16 protein-coding genes and 4 tRNA genes are annotated in these 17,690 nt (G+C 69.7%); 13 read left to right on the forward strand and 7 right to left on the reverse strand.

What is annotated here, in order from left to right:
• Positions 1-7: 7 nt before the first annotated feature.
• From JOE64_RS07355 to JOE64_RS07365, 3 genes are all read right to left on the reverse strand, one after another.
• Positions 8-1,210 (reverse strand): thiolase family protein, encoded by a 1,203-nt coding sequence (locus JOE64_RS07355; RefSeq protein WP_204963650.1) that lies wholly within the window; start codon positions 1,208-1,210, stop codon positions 8-10.
• A gap of 80 nt (positions 1,211-1,290) precedes the next feature.
• Positions 1,291-2,487, reverse strand: a complete 1,197-nt coding sequence (locus tag JOE64_RS07360; protein WP_204963651.1) for an HRDC domain-containing protein — start codon at positions 2,485-2,487, stop codon at positions 1,291-1,293.
• Positions 2,480-3,070 (reverse strand): DUF3000 domain-containing protein, encoded by a 591-nt coding sequence (locus JOE64_RS07365; protein WP_204963652.1) that lies wholly within the window; start codon positions 3,068-3,070, stop codon positions 2,480-2,482. Before JOE64_RS07365 ends, JOE64_RS07360 begins: the two co-directional genes overlap by 8 nt.
• A gap of 25 nt (positions 3,071-3,095) precedes the next feature.
• On the opposite strand from JOE64_RS07365, the gene JOE64_RS07370 reads away from it, so the two are divergent.
• The 3 genes from JOE64_RS07370 to JOE64_RS07380 all read left to right on the forward strand — a co-directional run bounded on the left by JOE64_RS07370 (position 3,096) and on the right by JOE64_RS07380 (position 6,828).
• On the forward strand, positions 3,096-4,316 hold the full coding sequence (locus JOE64_RS07370) for an alpha/beta hydrolase family protein (protein ID WP_204963653.1): 1,221 nt from the start codon (positions 3,096-3,098) through the stop codon (positions 4,314-4,316).
• Positions 4,317-4,363: 47 nt separating this feature from the next.
• Positions 4,364-5,326 carry a cell division protein ZapE gene (gene zapE, locus JOE64_RS07375; RefSeq protein ID WP_204965006.1) on the forward strand — a complete coding sequence of 321 codons (963 nt, stop codon included), beginning with the start codon at positions 4,364-4,366 and terminating at the stop codon, positions 5,324-5,326.
• Positions 5,327-5,556: 230 nt separating this feature from the next.
• Positions 5,557-6,828: an ammonium transporter gene (locus JOE64_RS07380; protein WP_204963654.1), complete on the forward strand. Its 1,272-nt coding sequence runs from the start codon at positions 5,557-5,559 to the stop codon at positions 6,826-6,828.
• Positions 6,829-7,071: 243 nt separating this feature from the next.
• On the opposite strand, the gene JOE64_RS07385 is transcribed toward JOE64_RS07380, so the two are convergent.
• Together JOE64_RS07385 and JOE64_RS07390 are read right to left on the reverse strand one after the other, a co-directional pair.
• Entirely contained in the window at positions 7,072-8,883 is a 1,812-nt protein-coding gene (locus JOE64_RS07385) for an alpha/beta fold hydrolase (protein WP_204963655.1), read from the reverse strand.
• Positions 8,880-9,479, reverse strand: a complete 600-nt coding sequence (locus JOE64_RS07390) for a TetR/AcrR family transcriptional regulator (RefSeq protein WP_204963656.1) — start codon at positions 9,477-9,479, stop codon at positions 8,880-8,882. Before JOE64_RS07390 ends, JOE64_RS07385 begins: the two co-directional genes overlap by 4 nt.
• A 93-nt stretch (positions 9,480-9,572) precedes the next feature.
• On the opposite strand from JOE64_RS07390, the gene JOE64_RS07395 reads away from it, so the two are divergent.
• Together JOE64_RS07395 and JOE64_RS14790 are read left to right on the forward strand one after the other, a co-directional pair.
• Positions 9,573-10,160 (forward strand): type II toxin-antitoxin system PemK/MazF family toxin, encoded by a 588-nt coding sequence (locus JOE64_RS07395; protein ID WP_204963657.1) that lies wholly within the window; start codon positions 9,573-9,575, stop codon positions 10,158-10,160.
• 13 nt (positions 10,161-10,173) lie between these two features.
• Positions 10,174-11,583 carry an FUSC family protein gene (locus tag JOE64_RS14790; RefSeq protein WP_204963658.1) on the forward strand — a complete coding sequence of 470 codons (1,410 nt, stop codon included), beginning with the start codon at positions 10,174-10,176 and terminating at the stop codon, positions 11,581-11,583.
• Between the two features lie 81 nt (positions 11,584-11,664).
• Here the strand turns inward: JOE64_RS14790 and JOE64_RS07405 are convergent.
• A tRNA-Val gene (locus JOE64_RS07405) sits at positions 11,665-11,737 on the reverse strand.
• 159 nt (positions 11,738-11,896) lie between these two features.
• On the opposite strand from JOE64_RS07405, the gene JOE64_RS07410 reads away from it, so the two are divergent.
• The 5 genes from JOE64_RS07410 to JOE64_RS07430 all read left to right on the forward strand — a co-directional run bounded on the left by JOE64_RS07410 (position 11,897) and on the right by JOE64_RS07430 (position 13,259).
• Positions 11,897-11,969, forward strand: a tRNA-Gly gene (locus JOE64_RS07410).
• Positions 11,970-12,032: 63 nt separating this feature from the next.
• Positions 12,033-12,103, forward strand: a tRNA-Cys gene (locus JOE64_RS07415).
• A 26-nt stretch (positions 12,104-12,129) separates the two neighbouring features.
• A tRNA-Val gene (locus JOE64_RS07420) sits at positions 12,130-12,201 on the forward strand.
• 91 nt (positions 12,202-12,292) lie between these two features.
• Positions 12,293-12,694, forward strand: coding sequence for an arsenate reductase ArsC (locus tag JOE64_RS07425; protein WP_204963659.1), 402 nt, complete (start codon positions 12,293-12,295; stop codon positions 12,692-12,694).
• A 55-nt stretch (positions 12,695-12,749) separates the two neighbouring features.
• A complete protein-coding gene (locus tag JOE64_RS07430) occupies positions 12,750-13,259 on the forward strand; it encodes a glycine cleavage system transcriptional repressor (protein WP_204963660.1) in 510 nt (169 codons plus the stop codon).
• Positions 13,260-13,294: 35 nt separating this feature from the next.
• Here JOE64_RS07430 and JOE64_RS07435 read toward each other — a convergent pair whose 3' ends face one another.
• Positions 13,295-14,455: an ArsB/NhaD family transporter gene (locus JOE64_RS07435; protein WP_204965007.1), complete on the reverse strand. Its 1,161-nt coding sequence runs from the start codon at positions 14,453-14,455 to the stop codon at positions 13,295-13,297.
• A 170-nt stretch (positions 14,456-14,625) separates the two neighbouring features.
• Between JOE64_RS07435 and thrS the strand changes: the two genes are divergently transcribed.
• Genes thrS through JOE64_RS07450 form a run of 3 tightly spaced genes read left to right on the forward strand, consistent with a single transcriptional unit; the run spans position 14,626 to position 17,668 of the window.
• On the forward strand, positions 14,626-16,638 hold the full coding sequence (gene thrS / locus JOE64_RS07440; protein WP_204963661.1) for a threonine--tRNA ligase: 2,013 nt from the start codon (positions 14,626-14,628) through the stop codon (positions 16,636-16,638).
• Positions 16,635-17,207, forward strand: a complete 573-nt coding sequence (locus JOE64_RS07445; protein ID WP_204963662.1) for an HIT family protein — start codon at positions 16,635-16,637, stop codon at positions 17,205-17,207. Before thrS ends, JOE64_RS07445 begins: the two co-directional genes overlap by 4 nt.
• Positions 17,204-17,668 (forward strand): SMI1/KNR4 family protein, encoded by a 465-nt coding sequence (locus JOE64_RS07450; protein WP_204963663.1) that lies wholly within the window; start codon positions 17,204-17,206, stop codon positions 17,666-17,668. Before JOE64_RS07445 ends, JOE64_RS07450 begins: the two co-directional genes overlap by 4 nt.
• Positions 17,669-17,690: the final 22 nt, after the last annotated feature.

Consider the following 17,690-nt stretch of genomic DNA (forward strand, 5'->3'; position numbering starts at 1 on the left):
CCTCTCCTCAGCGCTTCTTGCCGGCGTAGTGGGGGTTCTCCCAGATGACGGATCCGCCCTGCCCGAGACCGACGCACATGGCGGTGAGGCCGTAGCGGACGTCGGGACGCTCGGCGAACTGGGCCGCGAGCTGGATCATGAGGCGCACGCCCGAGGCAGCGAGCGGGTGTCCGAGCGCGATCGCGCCGCCCCAGGGGTTCACTCGCGGATCGTCGTCGGCGATGCCGAAATGGTCGAGAAGCGACAGGACCTGTACAGCGAACGCCTCGTTGAGCTCGAACAGACCGATGTCCTCGATCCGCAGCCCGGCCTTCTTCAGCGCCTTCTCGGTCGAGGGGATCGGGCCGATGCCCATGATCTCCGGCTGCACCCCGGCGAACGCGAACGAGACCATCCGCATCTTCGGCTTCAGCCCGAACTCCTTGACGGCGTGACCGCCGGCGACCAGCGACATCGTCGCGCCGTCGGTGAGAGGCGACGATGTGCCGGCCGTCACCCGGCCGTGCGGGCGGAAGGGTGTCTTCAGTGCGGCGAGGTCGGCCATGGTGGTCTGGGGGCGGCGGCCCTCGTCCTCTGTCGCGAGGCCCCAGCTCCCCTCGGCATCCTTGATCGCCACGGACACGAGGTCGGGCTGGAAGCGTCCTGCGTCGTACGCGGCCTGGGCCTTGTGCTGGCTCAGCATGCCGAAGCGGTCGGAGCGCTCCTTCGTCAGCTGGGGGAAGCGATCGAAGATGCGCTCGGCCGTGACGCCCATGTTGAGCGCGCCCGGATCGACCATTCTCTCGGCGACGAAGCGCGGGTTGGGATCGGTGTTCCCGCCGATGGGGTAGTGGCCCATGTGCTCGACGCCACCGGCGAGCGCCACGTCGTACATCCCGGAGCCGATCGATGCACCCATCATCGCGACGCTCGTCATGGCGCCGGCGCACATGCGGTCGATCGCGAAGCCCGGCACCGTCTGCGGCAGACCGGCGAGGATCGCGACGGATCTGCCCAGAGTGAGGCCCTGTTCGCCGGTCTGGCTGGTCGCGGCGATCGCGACGTCGTCGATGCGCTCCGCCGGCACGTCGGCGTTGCGTTCCATCAGTCCGATGGTCGCCTTGACGGCGAGATCGTCGGCGCGGGTGTTCCAGTACATGCCCTTCTCGCCGGCACGCCCGAACGGGGTGCGCATGCCGTCGATGAAGTAGACGTCGGAGATCTCGGCCACACTGCCTCCAGAGCTCGATGTTGTGAGATTGAGTACAGCCTATCGTGAGACTCAGTCCCGCCGAGTCGGTTGTCTCGGACCTACGAGGCGTCGCCGGACGCTCCCGCGGGCGGGTGCACGGAATCGACAAAGGCGCGTGCGATCACCGGTGCGGTGAGGTCGACCTGCCACGGCCGCGCTCCGTGATCGGCCAGTGCGTCGCCGATGGATGCCTCGTCGATGTCACTCGGCGGCATCCACGCGATGCGTCGCAGGGTATCGGGCGTCAGGAGATTCTCCGTCGGCATCCGCAGATCGGCGGCCAGCTGCTCGACGAGCGGTCGGGCCGCTTTGAGACGAGCGTCTGCGGCGGGGTTGCGGTCGGCCCAGGCGCGCACCGGAGGCATCCCGTCGCCGGGCACACGCTCGACGGGAAGCACCGGATCGCTTCGGCCGGCCTCGATAGCGGCCCACCAGCGGTCGAGTTGTGTGCGGCTGGCGCGTCCGGTGAATTCGCGGACGCGAGACAGATCCTGCTTCGTCGCGGGATCGGCCAGCACGGCGGCCACAAGGGATCGGTCGGGCACGAGGCGCCCCGGAGCGGTGTCCTGCTCGCGGGCGAAGTCTTCGCGCGCCTGCCACAGCGAGCGCGCCACGGCGAGCGCTCGACGCCCGCGGACCGTGTGCAGACCGCTGAGTCGGCGCCACGGATCCTCGCGGGCGGGCTTGTCGGGCCGCGTGCGCACGGTCTCGAACTCCTGCTCGGCGAACTCGGTCTTGCCCTGCTCCGCGAGCTCGACGACGAGGGCGTCGTAGACATCGACGAGATGCAGCACATCGAGCGCCGCGTATTCGAGCCAGGGCTGCGGCAGGGGCCGCGTGGACCAGTCTGCAGCCGAGTGCGCCTTGGCGAGGGTGATCCCGAGGGTATCCTCCACGACCGCGCCGAGCCCCACGCGCTCGTGCCCGAGCAGCCGCGAGGCGAGCTCGGTGTCGAACAGCGACGGCGGGTCGAGGTGCAGTTCGCGCAGCGACGGCAGGTCCTGACTGGCCGCGTGCAGGATCCACTTCTCGTCGCCGATGGCCGACTGCAGCGCACTCATGTCGCCGATCGCGGGCGGGTCGAACAAGAAGACGCCGGCGCCCCGCCGGAAGACCTGCACGAGGTACGCGCGCTGGGAATAGCGGAACCCCGATGCGCGCTCGACGTCCACGGCAACCGGACCCGTGCCGTCTGCGAGCACTCGCGCGGCGTCGATGAGCCCCGGACCATCGGCGATGACGTCGTACTCAGCCACGCGGCTTCCTCTGCGCTCCGAACACGGCGATCCCTTCCGAACCCGGCGGAAGTCCCGCCAGCATGCATACCAATTCTGCCCACGCCATCAGGTGATCCGTGAGGTCGCCGGCCGGCGACCACGACGCACGCAATTCGATCTGGGCGCCGTCCCCGTCGTCGGCGAGACCGCCGAACCCCTTCGACAGCGTCTTGGTCGCCGTTCCGGATACCGCGTGGAATCGTGCACCGCGGGCATCCAGTGCGTCCAGCAACCAGGACCACGCCACGTCCGCCAGGAGCGGATCGGTGCCGATCTCGGGCTCGAGCGGAGCCTGCGCGAAACAGACGATACGCCATGGCCCCGACCATGCATCCGGTTCCGAGGGATCGTGCAGCAGGATGAAGCGCCCGGTACCGAGCTCGGAATCGACGCCGGCTTCGCTCGGACGCACATCGCCGGCGACGGCGAACGCATCGGGGGCGAGGGATGAGGGTGCGGCGATCTCGCGGACGGTGAAGTCATTGCGGAACGGGAGAGCGCGCAGCGCATCGGCGATGCCGGCGAACGTCGAGGGGGCGGCCGGCGGACGGGGTTCATCCACGGGGTCAGACTAGGATGTGGTGTCGATGAAGGCATCCAGGCGCGCCGCCATGGGCGACTCAGCACACAGCTCGGCATCGGTGTTGCGCACGCTGATCCTCGCGCTGGCGTCGGCGCTGTTCGTCGTGACCAGCGCACTCGTCGTCGTGACGGTCCGGGTCGCCCGCCGTGTCGTGATGCCGGCGGCGCGCGCCGTGGACACACGCATCCTCGGTGTCGACGTCCCTGCGCAGACGATCACCCTCGCGCGAACGCCCGACACCGAGCTTCCGGGCCGATACGGCCTGTTCACGACGGGAGCGACCGACTACCTCAAGATCGGTTCGGTGCTCTCCAGCGACGAGCGAAGCGTGACACGCAAGCTGTTGACCGAGGTCGAGGGCGACATGCACCTCGCCGCCGAAGCCGCCTTCAGCGGATGGTACTTCCAGAAGCCCGAAGAGCTGCACCTGCCCTTCACGCAGGAGTTCATCCACACCGCGCTCGGCGGATGCCCCGCCTGGCTGTTCCCCGCGGGCGGCGGCTCGGACACGTGGGTCATCCAGATCCACGGGCGCGGGACGACCCGCTCCGAGTGCCTCAGGGCGGTTCCCGTCTTCGAATCGGTCGGCATCACGACGCTCGTGGTCTCGTACCGCAACGACGGCGACGCCCCCCGCACCCGATCGGGCAGCTACGCGCTCGGAGCCACCGAGTGGCGCGACGTCGACGCCGCGATCGGCTGGGCGCGCCGTCGCGGCGCGGAACGCATCGTGTTGATGGGGTGGTCGATGGGCGGCGCGATCGCGTTGCAGGTCGCACTCGGCTCGGCCCACCGCGAGCACATCGCCGGCCTCGTGCTCGAATCGCCCGTCGTCGACTGGCGCACCGTGCTCGCCTACCAGGGGCGGGCTCTGGGCCTTCCCGCCCCGGTGACGGGTCTCGCCATCGAGACGCTCCGCGCCGACTGGACCACACCCGCGACTCATGCCGACGGGGGCATCCCGTTCGACCGTCTCGACATCGTTGCGCGCGCGACCGAGCTGCGGCACCCCGTGCTCATCCTGCACAGCGACGACGACGGGTTCGTGCCCTCGACCGCCTCACACCGTCTCGCCGAGGCGCGCCCCGACCTCGTCGAACTGCAGAGCTTCACCACCGCTCGGCACACCAAGCTGTGGAACTACGACCAGGAGCGCTGGACCGACGCGATCCGTGACTGGCTGCGGCGCCAGGATCTCGCCCCGGCCGAGGAAGGCGCACCGTGACCGTCGTGCATCTGACCGACCGCACCCCGCAGGTCTCCGGCGCCGAGATGGTGGCCGCTCTCGTGCCGCCGCCGCAGTTCGATGGCGCGACCTTCGAGACGTATCGGGCCGACCCGGCCTATCCGTCGCAGCAGGACGCCAAGGATGTGCTGATCGGGTTCAGTCGCGGAGGAGCCCCCGTGGAGCGCAGCGGACTGTTCCGGCGCGCGAAGAAGGCGCCGGAGATGAAGCCCGGCGTGTACCTCGACGGCGGCTTCGGTGTCGGCAAGACCCACCTGCTCGCCGCGATCTACCACGCGATGCCCGCCCGGCGGAAGTACTTCGGCTCGTTCATCGAGTACACGGCCCTCGTCGGCGCGCTCGGCTATCAGAAGACGGTGGAGCTCTTCCGAGGGGCCGACCTGCTGTGCATCGACGAGTTCGAGCTCGACGATCCGGGCGACACGATGGTCATGACGCGACTGATCGGCGAACTCGTCCCCACGGGCACGAAGCTCGCGGCCACGTCCAACACTCCGCCGAACGCGCTCGGCGAGGGGCGGTTCGCGGCGCAGGACTTCCTGCGCGAGATCCACACCATGGCGGCGAGTTTCCAGACCATCCGCATCGACGGAACCGACTACCGGCAGCGGGCGATCGACGGCCATTCGATCGCGCTGGACGACGGTGCATACGCGCAGGCGTTGGCGGATGCCGGTGCCCGCGGCGCCGTGTCGGACGACGAGTTCTCGGCGTTCGTCACACACCTCGCGGCCGTGCATCCGTCGCGGTACCTGCGTCTGATCGACGGTGTCGACACGATCGGCCTGCGCGGGGTCGCCCAACTGCAGGATCAATCCGCCGCGCTGCGGTTCGTCGCCTTCGTCGACCGGGCCTATGACGCCCAGATTCCGATCCGGGCGACGGGGGAGACCCTGGACGGCGTGTTCGCCCCCGAGATGCTGTCGGGCGGTTACCGCAAGAAGTACCTGCGCGCCATCTCGCGTCTGAACGCCCTCACGAACTCCTAGTCCGCGCGCGCCGCCACACGGAGTGCGGGTCACCGCTTATGCGCGACCGGGTCGTGCACCGGTCGACGAAACGCGATGTTAACGCGCGGGCCGGCCGTGTAACACGCGCGAAACACGACCTGCACGGCGGCGGAAACCGCGCCTGGCCACACTGGGACTCGCCGGTCGAACCGCGACCCGAACTCAGCGGTGCCCGGCCCGAGTTACACAACACATCAGTGAGGACCTTCATGGACAGCGGAAATCTCGCTTGGTACATCACGGCAACAGCTCTCGTGCTCTTCATGACGCCGGGCGTGGCCTTCTTCTACGGCGGCCTCGTCAAGGCGAAGAGCGTCATCAGCATGATGATGATGAGCTTCGGCGCGATGGGCCTGGTCGCCGTGCTCTGGATCCTCTACGGATACAACATGCAGACCGCCGACTGGTGGGGCGGCATCCTCGGGAACCCGTTCTCGGACTTCGGCCTCGGCAACCTTGCCACCGCCGACGGCGCGACGGTAAACCTCACCGCCGTCGCCTACGGCGCGACCTTCGCGATCATCACCATCGCTCTGATCTCGGGTGCCATCGCCGACCGCGCCCGTTTCGGATCGTGGATGATCTTCGCCTTCTTCTTCGCGACGATCGACTACTTCGCCGTCGCCGGCTGGGTGTGGAACACCAACGGCTGGATCTTCAACCTGGGCACCACGTTCGGCTTCTCGACCGAGGTCATCGACTACGCCGGTGGCACCGCGGTCCACATCAACGCCGGTGCTGCGGCTCTTGCGCTCGCCCTCGTCCTCGGCAAGCGCGTCGGCTTCCAGAAGGGCATCCACAAGCCGCACAACGTGCCGCTGGTGATGCTCGGCGCCGCCATCCTCTGGTTCGGCTGGTTCGGCTTCAACGCCGGTGCCGCGGCTTTCTACGCTGCTCCCGAGGGCACGACGGGTGACATCCTCTCCGGCATCGCCGGTGTCGGCTCGCCTGCCGGTCTCATCGTCCTGAACACCCTCGGCGCGACCGCAGCCGCCATCCTCGGCTGGGCGATCGTCGAGAAGCTGAAGGACGGCAAGCCCACCGCCGTCGGTGCCGCGTCGGGTGCCGTCGCGGGTCTCGTCGCCATCACCCCCTCCTGCGCGAACCTCGCGCCCGGTTGGGCTCTGCTTCTCGGCATCATCGCCGGTGCGGTCTGCGCCCTGGCCGTCGAGCTCAAGTGGCGCCTCGGCTTCGACGACTCGCTCGACGTCGTCGGCGTCCACCTCGTCGGTGGCCTCATCGGTACGCTCTACCTCGGCTTCTTCGCGACCGGCACCGGCCTGTTCGTCGGCGGCAATGCCGAGCAGCTGATCCTGCAGGCCGTGGCCGCCGTCACCGTCCTGGTCTTCTCCTTCGTCGTCGCCTACGTCCTCGGCCTCATCATCGAGAAGACGATCGGCTTCCGCGTCAAGAACGAGGACGAGATCGCCGGCATCGACACCGTCGTCCACGGTGAAGAGGGCTACGCGCTGGTCGACTGACCAGATCATCTCCACGAGGAAGGGCGCCGGGTTCGCATCCGGCGCCCTTCCTTCGTGCGCGCAACCGGAACCACCCGCCGATCGGAGCATATCCGCGGGATTCCCAGGGATGGCCGTCAGGGCTCTGCGGCATGGCCGGTCCGCAGCGCCCCCTCCTCTGGATGGAGGTGACCGCGGCGGGCCTCGCCACATCGTGCTCGCCTTTGCGACCCGAGTAGCGGATCCGGCGTCATAGTCCCGCCGTCACGCCATCGTTGCCGCCGTGTCGGTCGACGCCGCGAGCAGCTCGACGAGAGCACCGCTGTGGGTCAGCTGCGGATGGTGACCGGCGCCGGGCATCGAGATCAGCTCGACGTGCGGAAGTGACGCCAGCCGTTCGATCGCGTCCGGCGCGATCGGATCCTCGCTTCCGGTGATGATGCGGATCGGGCCGCGGAACCGTGGGAGTGCATCCTCGAGCTCGGTGCGCCAGCGTGGCGAGGCCGTACGGGCGAGGTGGGCGGCGACGCTCCGCGCACGGCCGCGCGTCAGGTCGCGCGCGCTGGATTCGAGAGCCGCTGCGCTCGCCTCCGACCCGGTCAGCCGGCGCGACAGTCGCGCCGGCCGGACACGTCGCAGGTAGGCGGATGCCACGCGCCGCACCCGGGCGAGCGTGCTCGGCGGGGTCTGTAGGAAGAACGGCGCGATGAGCGTGAGCGATCGGATTCGCGCCGGGAACCGGTCCGCGGCGGCGACCGCCGCAGCGGCTCCCAGGGAGTGCCCGATGAGGTCGACCGGACCCGTTCCGAGTACGGCGGGGATCCACCCGCTCCAGTCCTGAACACCCGAACCGCCGCTGAGTCCGAGCCCGGGCAGGTCGACGGCCCGCGCGCCGATGCCGGCCGCCACGTCGGCCCAGGTGTCCGCGTTGACGGGCAACCCGGGGAGGATCACCTGACGCGACCCGGGGACGCCCAGCTCGAACGTCCTCAGGCCGCCGGCGTCGACGAATCGACGGTCGTCCGCCGGACGCGCCCCGAACCGACGCGCGGCCAGATGTTCGGCCCAGCGTTCGAGCGACACGTGCACATCCGGCATCCGGATGCCGTGGCGGTCGGCTAGCTCGATCGCGGGGGCCGTCGGATACCGGTCCGCGGACATGAAGCCGAGGGTCTCGGGGTCGGCCCGGGTGATCCACTGCGGCAGTCGTCTGATCACGCCGACCGGCATCCGCACCCGCGGGACCTTGGCGCCGAGGTGCCGGCCCACGTGCGTGAGCAGATCCGGCAGCGGTGGGGTGGCGTCGTCGAGCACCCAGTAGGCCATGCCTGCGGCGGCCGGATCGACCGCCGCTGCCGCCATGAACGCGGCCAGGTAGTCGACCGTGACGACGGGGAGGAACGTCGTCTCGTCGCCCGGCAGCGCCGCGACGGTGCCGTTCCAGAGCTGTTCGATCGTGTCGGCCAGTCCGATGTGCTGGTCGGACTCTCCGGTCGCGCTGTCGCCGATCACGCTGGCGGGGTTCACGATCGTCCACGGGATCCCGCGCTCCGCGGCGAGCGCGTGGAAGATGGCATCCGATTCGACCTTCGAGGCTTCGTAGGCGCCGAGCTCCCGGTAGACCTCGGCACGGTGGTCCTCCGACCAGGGAACGGCGGCCGGGTCCTGTCCGCCGACGCGGTAGCCCGAGATGTAAACGACGCGCTGCAGCCGGGGGAGCTCTGCCGCGAAGCCGACGAGCCTCTCGACGATGCCGACGTTCGCGGTGCGCGCCTCGTGGGAGGTCATTCCGAACCGGTACGACCCGGCGCAGTTGTGGATCTCGGTGACGGACGAGAACGCCGACGGGTCGCCCGCGACGAGCTCGGGCGCCTCGAAGTCGACGATCGTCGTGCGGATACTCCGGGTCAGGCCGTGCTCGCTGAGCCAGTGTTCGACGCGCGCTGCGGACTCGGCGGTCCGCACGGCCGCGGTGACACTCGCACCTGCCCGGGCCAGAGCCAGGATGAGGTGTCGGCCCACCAGTCCCGAGGCGCCGAAGACCAGGGCGTGGCGCGAGCCGTTGTCGCGCGTCATCGAGCGGTCTCCGCGGGCCGGCAGCGCTGCTCGATGAGCTGCGCCACGACCTCGGCTGCCGAAGCCAGCGGCTGGGTGCTCCGCAGGGCGCGCGACACGATCACGGCGCCCTCGATCGTCGAGACCACGACGGTGGCCAGGGTGCGAGCCTCCGCGCCGTCGACGCCGCCGGCTTCGAGGAGGGCGGCCGTGGGGGAGATCCACGACTCGAAGGCCGTGGCGCACGCCTGTCGCAACCGCTCGCTCTCCGCACCCATCTCCAGGGCGACGACGGAGACCGGGCATCCCCACCGGAAGTCGCTCTCACCGACGATCGTCGACAGGGCGTCGATCACGGCGCGTGCGGCCCCGGCCGCGCTGTCGGTCGAGCGTGCGGCCTGAGCGATGAGCGCCTCGAACTGCGTCGCCGCGAGGTCGACCGCCGCGACGCCGAGGCCCTCCTTGCCGTCGGGGAAGTGGAAGTAGAGCGATCCCTTCGGGGCGGCGGCGTGTTCGACCACGGCGTTCAGGCCGGTCCCGCTGTAGCCGCTCGTCTGGATGAGCTCGAGCATGGATGCTGCGAGCCGTGACCGCGTGAGGTCTCCTTTGGATGTCATGCATCAATAATAGACCGGTCGTCATAATTACTTTTCGCCCGCGGATGGATGGGGGATCGCAATACGGACCGGGGGCATCGATAGGGTGGCGACATGGCCGCACGCAACCAGAACGGGTCGCTCTTCGGACTGCTCAAGGGTCTCGTCGCCGCGATCACCGGCGGGACACGCGCCGTCGACGACCGGGCGGCGGCGGGGGTGCGCCGCACGACGCGGACATCGGATGCTGCGGCATCCACCGCCACACTCTCACCGGGACAGGCCGGAGCGACCGCGACCCGTGAGATCGACCCGCCGGGCCGCGGCGGTCTGCGCATCTCGTACGCCCCCGCGCGCGACGGCGATCCGGATGCCGGCGAGGTGGTGTGGACCTGGGTGCCCTACGCCGAGAACGACGGACGCGGCAAGGATCGCCCCGTGCTCGTCATCGGCCGGGAGAGCGCCGAGCGCGTCTACGCTGTGCGGCTGACCAGCAAGGCCCACGACGGCGACCGCGATTTCCTGCCGATCGGCCCGGGGCCGTGGGACGGGCAGGGGCGTCCGTCGTGGATCGATATCGAGCAGCTGTACAGCGTGCATGCGCGGGGGATGCGACGCGAGGCCGCGGCATTGGATCGCAACAGCTTCGGGGCCGTCGCGGCCGCGCTGCGGGCTCGCTACGGCTGGGTCACCGAGGTGTGAGGTCGACGACGCCGTGACATCGTCGGCGGAGTCGATGCGGCGGCCCGCGAAGTCCGCCGTGGGCGCGGGCAGGGGGCTGGCTTTGCGGCGAGGAGCGCTCGCCCTGCTGGCGACGGCCATCGTCGTCGGGGTGATCCTGGCGGTCGACCCCGAACCGGCCCCGGTCATGCTGGGCATCTCGTTGGCGTCTTCGCTCAGTCGCAGCCAGTTCGAGAGGGATGCGCGAGGGCGCGTCGAGGCGCTCGTGCTCCTCCCCGTGCTCGGCCTGGTGACGATGGGGCTCGGCGTGCTGCTGCACGACGTGTTCTGGGCGGGCGCCGCGGTCTACGTCGTCGCGCTCGTGGGAGCCACGCTCGTGCGGCGCTTCGGCGAGATCGGGCGTCGCATCAGCGCGATCGCCGGCACACCGCTGCTCGCGGTCCTGTTCCTGCCCGCGGGGGCTGGTGCTGATCACGGCCCCGTGCTCGCGATCGTCGAACCGCTGCTCATCTCCGTGCTCGCCTGGACCGTCGTGACGATCGTCCAGCTGCCGGTTCGCGTGCGTGGGAGCGATGCGCAGCGCCGCCGTCTCTCCACGGCGGCCTCTCCTGGCGTCGCCGGAGGCGCGGCGGCTCATCCGTCGGCGGAGCGCCCGGGGGCGCGCCCGCCGGCGCGCCGCCTCTCCGCGACGACACGGATGGCCGTTCAGGTCGGCGTCGCCGCGACGGCGGCGTTCGTCGTGGGCGTGGCGGGGTTCGGCTCGCACTGGGCGTGGGTCGTGCTCAGCACCGTGATCGTCGCCTATCTGCCGCGCGGACGCGCCGACGCCGTGAGCAAGGGTGTGCACCGATTCGTCGGCGCCGCCGCCGGGTCGCTCGTCGCGCTCGTTCCCTTGAGCGTCGCGCCCGGCTTCGAGCCCCTGATCGTGGCATGCATCCTGACGGCCGTCGGCATCGGCATCCTTCTGCGCGAGGTGAGCTACGCGGTATGGGCATTCGGTGTCACCGTCGCGCTGACGCTGCTCGAACGGCTCGGAGGACAGCCCACGCCGCTGATCGGGATGCGGCTCGTCGAGATCGGCGTCGGCGTCGCGATCGGCCTGCTGGCGGTGTGCGTCATCCTGCCGATACGCACCACGGACGTGGTGCGTGCCCGGCTGGTGCCGGTTCTCGCCGCCGTCGGAACGGCTGGCCGCCGTCACTCCGCACGAGCGCGCGAGGGCGGAACGACGCATCACCGTGGGGCTGCGCGGGTGCTGATCCGTCGAGCCCCGCCCGAGGCCGTGCTCTGGGCAAGCGATGCGCACGTCATCGCGGCTGCGGCGATCGACGGGCCCGCGCCGGGCGCCGGAGCGCTGCGGCGGGCGCTCGGCGACGCGCGCCGTGCACTCGGCACGCCCGCGGCTCTCGGCGAGGCTCTGCGCCGTGCGGCCCGAGCCTCCTGACGGCGAGCATCGCGGTGGAGGCGGCGCGGCCTACCCTGAACGCGAGAAGGCCCCCGGTCGAAACCGAGGGCCTTGTGTCGGTGGGCGATACCAGACTCGAACTGATGACCTCTTCCGTGTGAAGGAAGCGCGCTACCAACTGCGCCAATCGCCCGTGGCCGCGAGGGCCGACACACGATGCTACCCGATGCGTGGCCCCGGCGACGAATCGAGTGCCGAGCGAACGGCGAGACACGCGCGGGCTGCACTCGGTTTTGCGATGTCCCGAATCTGGGCTAAAGTCGATCAAGTTCCCGGGGCAACCAGGGAGCACGCGGATGTAGCGCAGTTGGTAGCGCATAACCTTGCCAAGGTTAGGGTCGCGAGTTCGAGTCTCGTCATCCGCTCGAGTGCAGGTGTCTTCCCAGGTCTGAACCTGGGCTGATTCCGACACGTGGGTCGAACCACATGGTGGCGTGGCCGAGCGGCTAGGCACCGGCCTGCAAAGCCGTTTACACGGGTTCGAATCCCGTCGCCACCTCGCTCATAACTGAACAGCCTGTATAGGCGCGATTGGCGCAGCGGTAGCGCGCTTCCCTGACACGGAAGAGGTCACTGGTTCGATCCCAGTATCGCGCACCGAGAAACCCCCGGTATCCCCGGGGGTTTTTGCGTTTCACGGAGCATGGGATGATCGGCTCGTCGGAGCAGAGAAGTGGAAGGAACGATCATGTCGGAGAAGCCGACCGCTCTGTTCGTCTGCGTGCACAACGCCGGTCGTTCGCAGATGGCCGCCGGATTCCTCGAGGCGATCGCGGGCGATCGCGTCCGCGTGCGTTCCGCGGGCAGCGAACCGGCAGACACCCTCAACCCCGTCGCGGTGCAGGCGATGGCCGAGGAAGGCATCGACATCGCGACCCGCACGCCCGCGGTCCTCACCGGCGACGCGGTCGCCGATTCCGACGTCGTGATCACGATGGGATGCGGCGACGCCTGTCCGTTCTTCCCCGGCAAACGCTACGAGGACTGGAAGCTCGACGATCCGGCAGGCCAGGGGATCGAGGCGGTCCGCGGCATCCGCGACGACATCCGTCGCCGCATCGAAGCACTCGTCGACGAACTCGGCGTCTGAGACCCGCGGGATCACGCCCCTCCCTGCCGACTCGGCTGAGCGTTAGGCTCGCGCCATGGCCCATCTCGTGCTCACGGTCGTCGGAGACGACCGGTCCGGACTCGTCCGCGCCCTCGCCGATACGATCGCCGCGCACGAGGGCAACTGGCAGCAGAGCGAACTCGCCGAGCTCGCGGGCGCGTTCGCGGGAATCGTTCTGGTCGACGTTCCCGATGACAGGGTCGCCGACCTCTCGACGGCGCTGCGCGGTCTCGACGGGCTTCTGCGGATCACGACGCACGACGCTCGCGCCGCGCACTCAGCAGCGCCCGTGTCGTCCGTCTCGTTCACGGTTCTGGGCAACGATCGCCCGGGAATCGTCCGCGACGTGACCGCTGTGGTCGCCGCGCACTCGCTCGGTATCGACACGTTCCGCAGTCGTACCCTCGAGGCGCCGATGAGTGGCGGAACGCTCTTCGAAGCCGCCGTCACGGTGCGACTCGCGGCCGAGACGGATGCCGCGGCGCTGGCGACAGCGCTCGAGGACCTCGCGGGTGAGATCCAGGTCGACGTCACCCTCGACTGACCGGCGCGGCGGCGTCGACCGGCGGTCGCCGCCCCTCAGTGAAGGGCGAGCGGAACGACGGCGAGCGCGACGGTGACCGGCGCGGCGACGAGACCCAGCAGAATGTAGCGCTTCCAGGGCACGTCCACACCGACGGCGTGCAGGCGCTCGTGCCACAGGAGCGTGGCCAGAGACGCCCAGGGGGTGATCAGGGGCCCGGCGTTGACGCCGATGAGCAGGGCCGCGAGTCGCACCGGGGAACCTGCGGCAGATTCGAGCGCCAAGTAGGCGGGAAGGTTGTTGACCACGTTGGCGCCCACGAGCCCGACGCCGGCGACCTGCCAGAGCGACACGAGGTCGTCTCCGGTGCCGGTCGCCGCCGCGAGCAGAGCGCCCGAGCCCAGCGCCTCTGCGGCGCCCACGGCGAGGAAGAGGCCCGACGCGAACACCACGAGCTGCCACGGCACCAGCGCCCAGCGCAGGGCGCGAGGCGATCGCCACGCGAAGACGATGGCGAGCACGATCGCGGCGCCCGACGCGGGCATCCACGGGGGGATGCCGATGACGAGCAGCGGCATCATGACGATGAGGACGAGGGCCGAGATCCGCAGCAGCACGAGGTCGGCGACCTGCGGCGGGCGTGCGGGCGTGAATCGCCCGCGGAGATCCCGTCGATTCGTGAGCCAGAGCAGAATCACCGTCACGACGGTGGCGACGATCGCCGACGGTCCGAGGAGCGCCAAGAACCCGAGAGCGTCGAGGTCGCCGAGCCGATGCGCCGCGAGAAGGTTGGTGAGGTTCGAGACGGGGAGGAACAGCGAGGCCGTGTTCGCGAGCCACACGGTCGCGAAGGCGAACGGCATCGGCGACAGCCCGTTCGCGCGCGCCACGGCGACGACAACGGGGGTCAGCAGGACGGCGGTTGTGTCGAGCGAGAGGAACGCCGTCACGATCGCGGCGAAGGCCACCACCATGAGCCACAGCACGATCACCCGGCCGCGCGACCAGCGCGCGAGGCGGGCCGCAGCCGCATCGAACACGCCCGCGTTCGCCGCGAGCTCGGCGACCACGGTCACCGCGACGACGAACAGCAGGATCGGCCACACGCGGTCGCCGATCTCCAGCGCGTCGGCCGACGGCAGAACTCCGAACACGACGGCTGCGCCGCCCACGAGCAGCAGCACCGCTCCGATCACGGCAAGCATCACGGCATCCATCATGGACCCGCGCCGCGACGATAGACTGCACATATGGAACCGAGCCGGATCATCGCTGTCGCGACCGGCGCGCGAACGCCCGGCACACGAACGACCCGCGCCTGAGCGGGCGGGGCGCGGTGGCGCCCGAAGCTGAGCATCCATCCGATCCATCCTCTGGAGACCCTTCTGTGACTGACGTCTCACCCGCGGCGGACGTGTCGTACCCCGCCGACGGTTTCACCCTGTTCCCCGACCGCTCCGTCGTCGCCCTGCGCGTCAACGGCGAGCTGAAAGACCTCGCGACGCTCGTCGACGAGACGGATGCCGTGGAGCCCGTCACGGTCGACAGCGCCGACGGCCTGTCGATCCTTCGCCACTCCACCGCGCACGTCCTCGCGCAGGCTGTGCAGCGGATCAAGCCGCAGGCGAACCTCGGGATCGGCCCGCCGATCACCGACGGCTTCTATTACGACTTCGGCGTCGACGAGCCCTTCACTCCCGACGACGTCAAGGCGATCAAGAAGGAGATGGAGCGGATCGTCCGCGAGAACCAGCGGTTCGTCCGCCGGGTCGTCTCCGAGGACGAAGCGCGCGCCGAAATGGCGGACGAGCCGTTCAAGCTCGAGCTCATCGGCCTCGCCGGCGGCCCCGGTGCCGGCGCGACCGAGGGAGCGTCGGTCGAGGTCGGCGGCGGCGAGCTGACGATCTACGACAACGTCACCCGCGACGGCGAGACCGCCTGGCGCGACCTGTGTCGCGGCCCGCACGTGCCCGGCACGCGCCTCATCGGCAACGGCTGGGACCTGACCCGTGTCGCCGGCGCATATTGGCGGGGGAGTGAGAAGAACCCCCAGCTGCAGCGCATCTACGGCACGGCGTGGCCCACCAAGGACGAGTTGCGCGCCTATCAGACGCGCCTCGAGGAGGCCGCCAAGCGCGATCACCGCAAGCTCGGCAAGGAGCTCGACCTCTTCTCGTTCCCCGACGAGATCGGGCCCGGCCTCGCGGTCTTCCACCCCAAGGGCGGCATCATCCGCTACGAGATCGAGCGGTACATGCGCGAGCGCCTGCTCGCAAGCGGCTACGAGGTCGTGAACACCCCGCACATCACCAAGGGCGACCTGTTCATGACCAGCGGACACCTGCAGTGGTACGCCGACGGCATGTACCCCCCGATGGTGCTCGACGAGGTCGTGGATGCCGACGGGCACGTGAGCCGCGAGGGCCAGGAGTACTACCTGAAGCCCATGAACTGCCCCTTCCACAACCTGATCTTCCGCTCACGCGGACGCTCGTACCGCGAGTTGCCTCTGCGCCTGAGCGAGTTCGGCTCGGTCTACCGCTACGAGAAGAGCGGCACCCTCTCGGGTCTCACCCGCGTGCGTGGCATGACCCAGGACGACACGCACATCTACGTGACCGCCGATCAGGTCAAGAGCGAGCTGACCCATAGCCTGGACTTCGTGCTGCAGACGCTCCGCGACTACGGCCTCAACGACTTCTACCTCGAGCTGTCGACCAAGGAGGACGGCAACCTGAAGTTCATCGGCGACGACCGCCTCTGGACCGAGGCGACCGAGACGCTGCGCGAGGTGGCCGAGGCATCCGGGCTGGAACTCGTACCCGACCCCGGCGGAGCGGCGTTCTACGGCCCGAAGATCTCGGTGCAGGCGCGCGACGCGATCGGGCGTACGTGGCAGATCTCGACGATCCAGCTCGACTTCAACCAGCCTGAGCGGTTCGAGCTGGAGTACACGGGACCCGACGGCGAGAAGCACCGTCCGGTCATGATCCACCGCGCCCTGTTCGGGTCGATCGAGCGGTTCTTCGCGATCCTCCTCGAGCACTATGCCGGAGCGTTCCCGGTGTGGCTGGCGCCCGTGCAGGTCGTCGGAATCCCGGTCGCCGAGACGTTCGCGCCGTACCTCGACGAGATCGTCGCGCGACTGCGGGCGGCGGGCGTGCGTGCCGAGGTCGACCACTCCGACGACCGGATGCCGAAGAAGATCCGCACCCACACGACGCAGAAGGTGCCGCTGCAGCTCATCGCGGGTGAGCAGGACAGCTCCGCGGGGACCGTGTCGTTCCGCTTCCGCGACGGCTCGCAGACCAATGGCATCCCGGTGGACGAGGCGATCGACAAGATCGTGTATGCCATCTCGCGCAGGCTGCTCGTCAACACGGCCGAGGATCTGGCATGAGCGCCGGGGACGCCGACAGCGACGCGCGCCTCGAGCAGGCGAGCGACTTCGGCGGCGTCCCCGACGGCTTCCAGCGGCTCTGGACGCCGCACCGCATGGCGTACATCGCCACGGGCGCCGACGCGTTGCGGGGGAGTGGATGCCCGTTCTGTGCGGCTCCGCAGAAGTCCGACGCCGACGGCCTGATCGTCCACCGCGGCGCGACGGCGTACGTCCTGCTGAACCTGTTCCCCTACAACTCCGGGCACATGCTCGTCTGCCCGTACCGCCATATCGCGACGTACGACCAGGCGAGCGCCGAGGAGGTCGCTGAGATCGGCGAGCTGACACAGATCGGGATGCGTGTCCTGCGCGCCGTCTCTCGCTGTGACGGCTTCAACATCGGCATGAATCAGGGCGCGGTCGCCGGCGCCGGCGTCGACGAGCACCTGCACCAGCACATCGTGCCGCGCTGGGCATCCGACGCGAACTTCTTCCCGATCATCGCGCGCACCAAGGCGCTGCCGCAGCTGCTCGGCGAGGTCCGCGAGGCCGTGGCGGCCGCCTGGCCTGCGCCCGCTCAATCGTGACGGACGTCGGGGGTCCGGACGACGGCGCCGCGGGACGCCCGATCGACGAACGCCGGCTGTCGCGGCTGCCCGTGCGCACGATCGAACTGTGCGGCGACATCACCGCATTCGATGCGCGCCGCGCGGCGGTCGAGACACGTGAGCGCGAAGACCCGCTGTACTGGGTCGATCTCGACGTTCCCCGCGGGTGGGTACTCGTCGGGGATAACGGTCAGGGCGACGAATGGTGGCTCGGGCCGCGCGATGACGTGTGGTTCTTCGATCACGTCGACGGCGAACGCGCGGTGGCACGCTTCGCACCCCTGCACCTCTCGATCACGAAGTGGCTGATGGTCGGTCACGTGCTCGCGGCGGGGGAGTCGGTCGAGGATCCGACCGACTCCGACCGCGTGCGCACGCGGGTCGCGCTCGATGCGATCTCCCCCGAGCTGAGCGACCGCTGGCCCTACGACCTTCCGTGAGGTGTGTCGTGTTCCGGCACAG

It is taken from the genome of Microbacterium dextranolyticum (assembly GCF_016907295.1).
In the GTDB taxonomy this organism is placed as follows: domain Bacteria; phylum Actinomycetota; class Actinomycetes; order Actinomycetales; family Microbacteriaceae; genus Microbacterium; species Microbacterium dextranolyticum.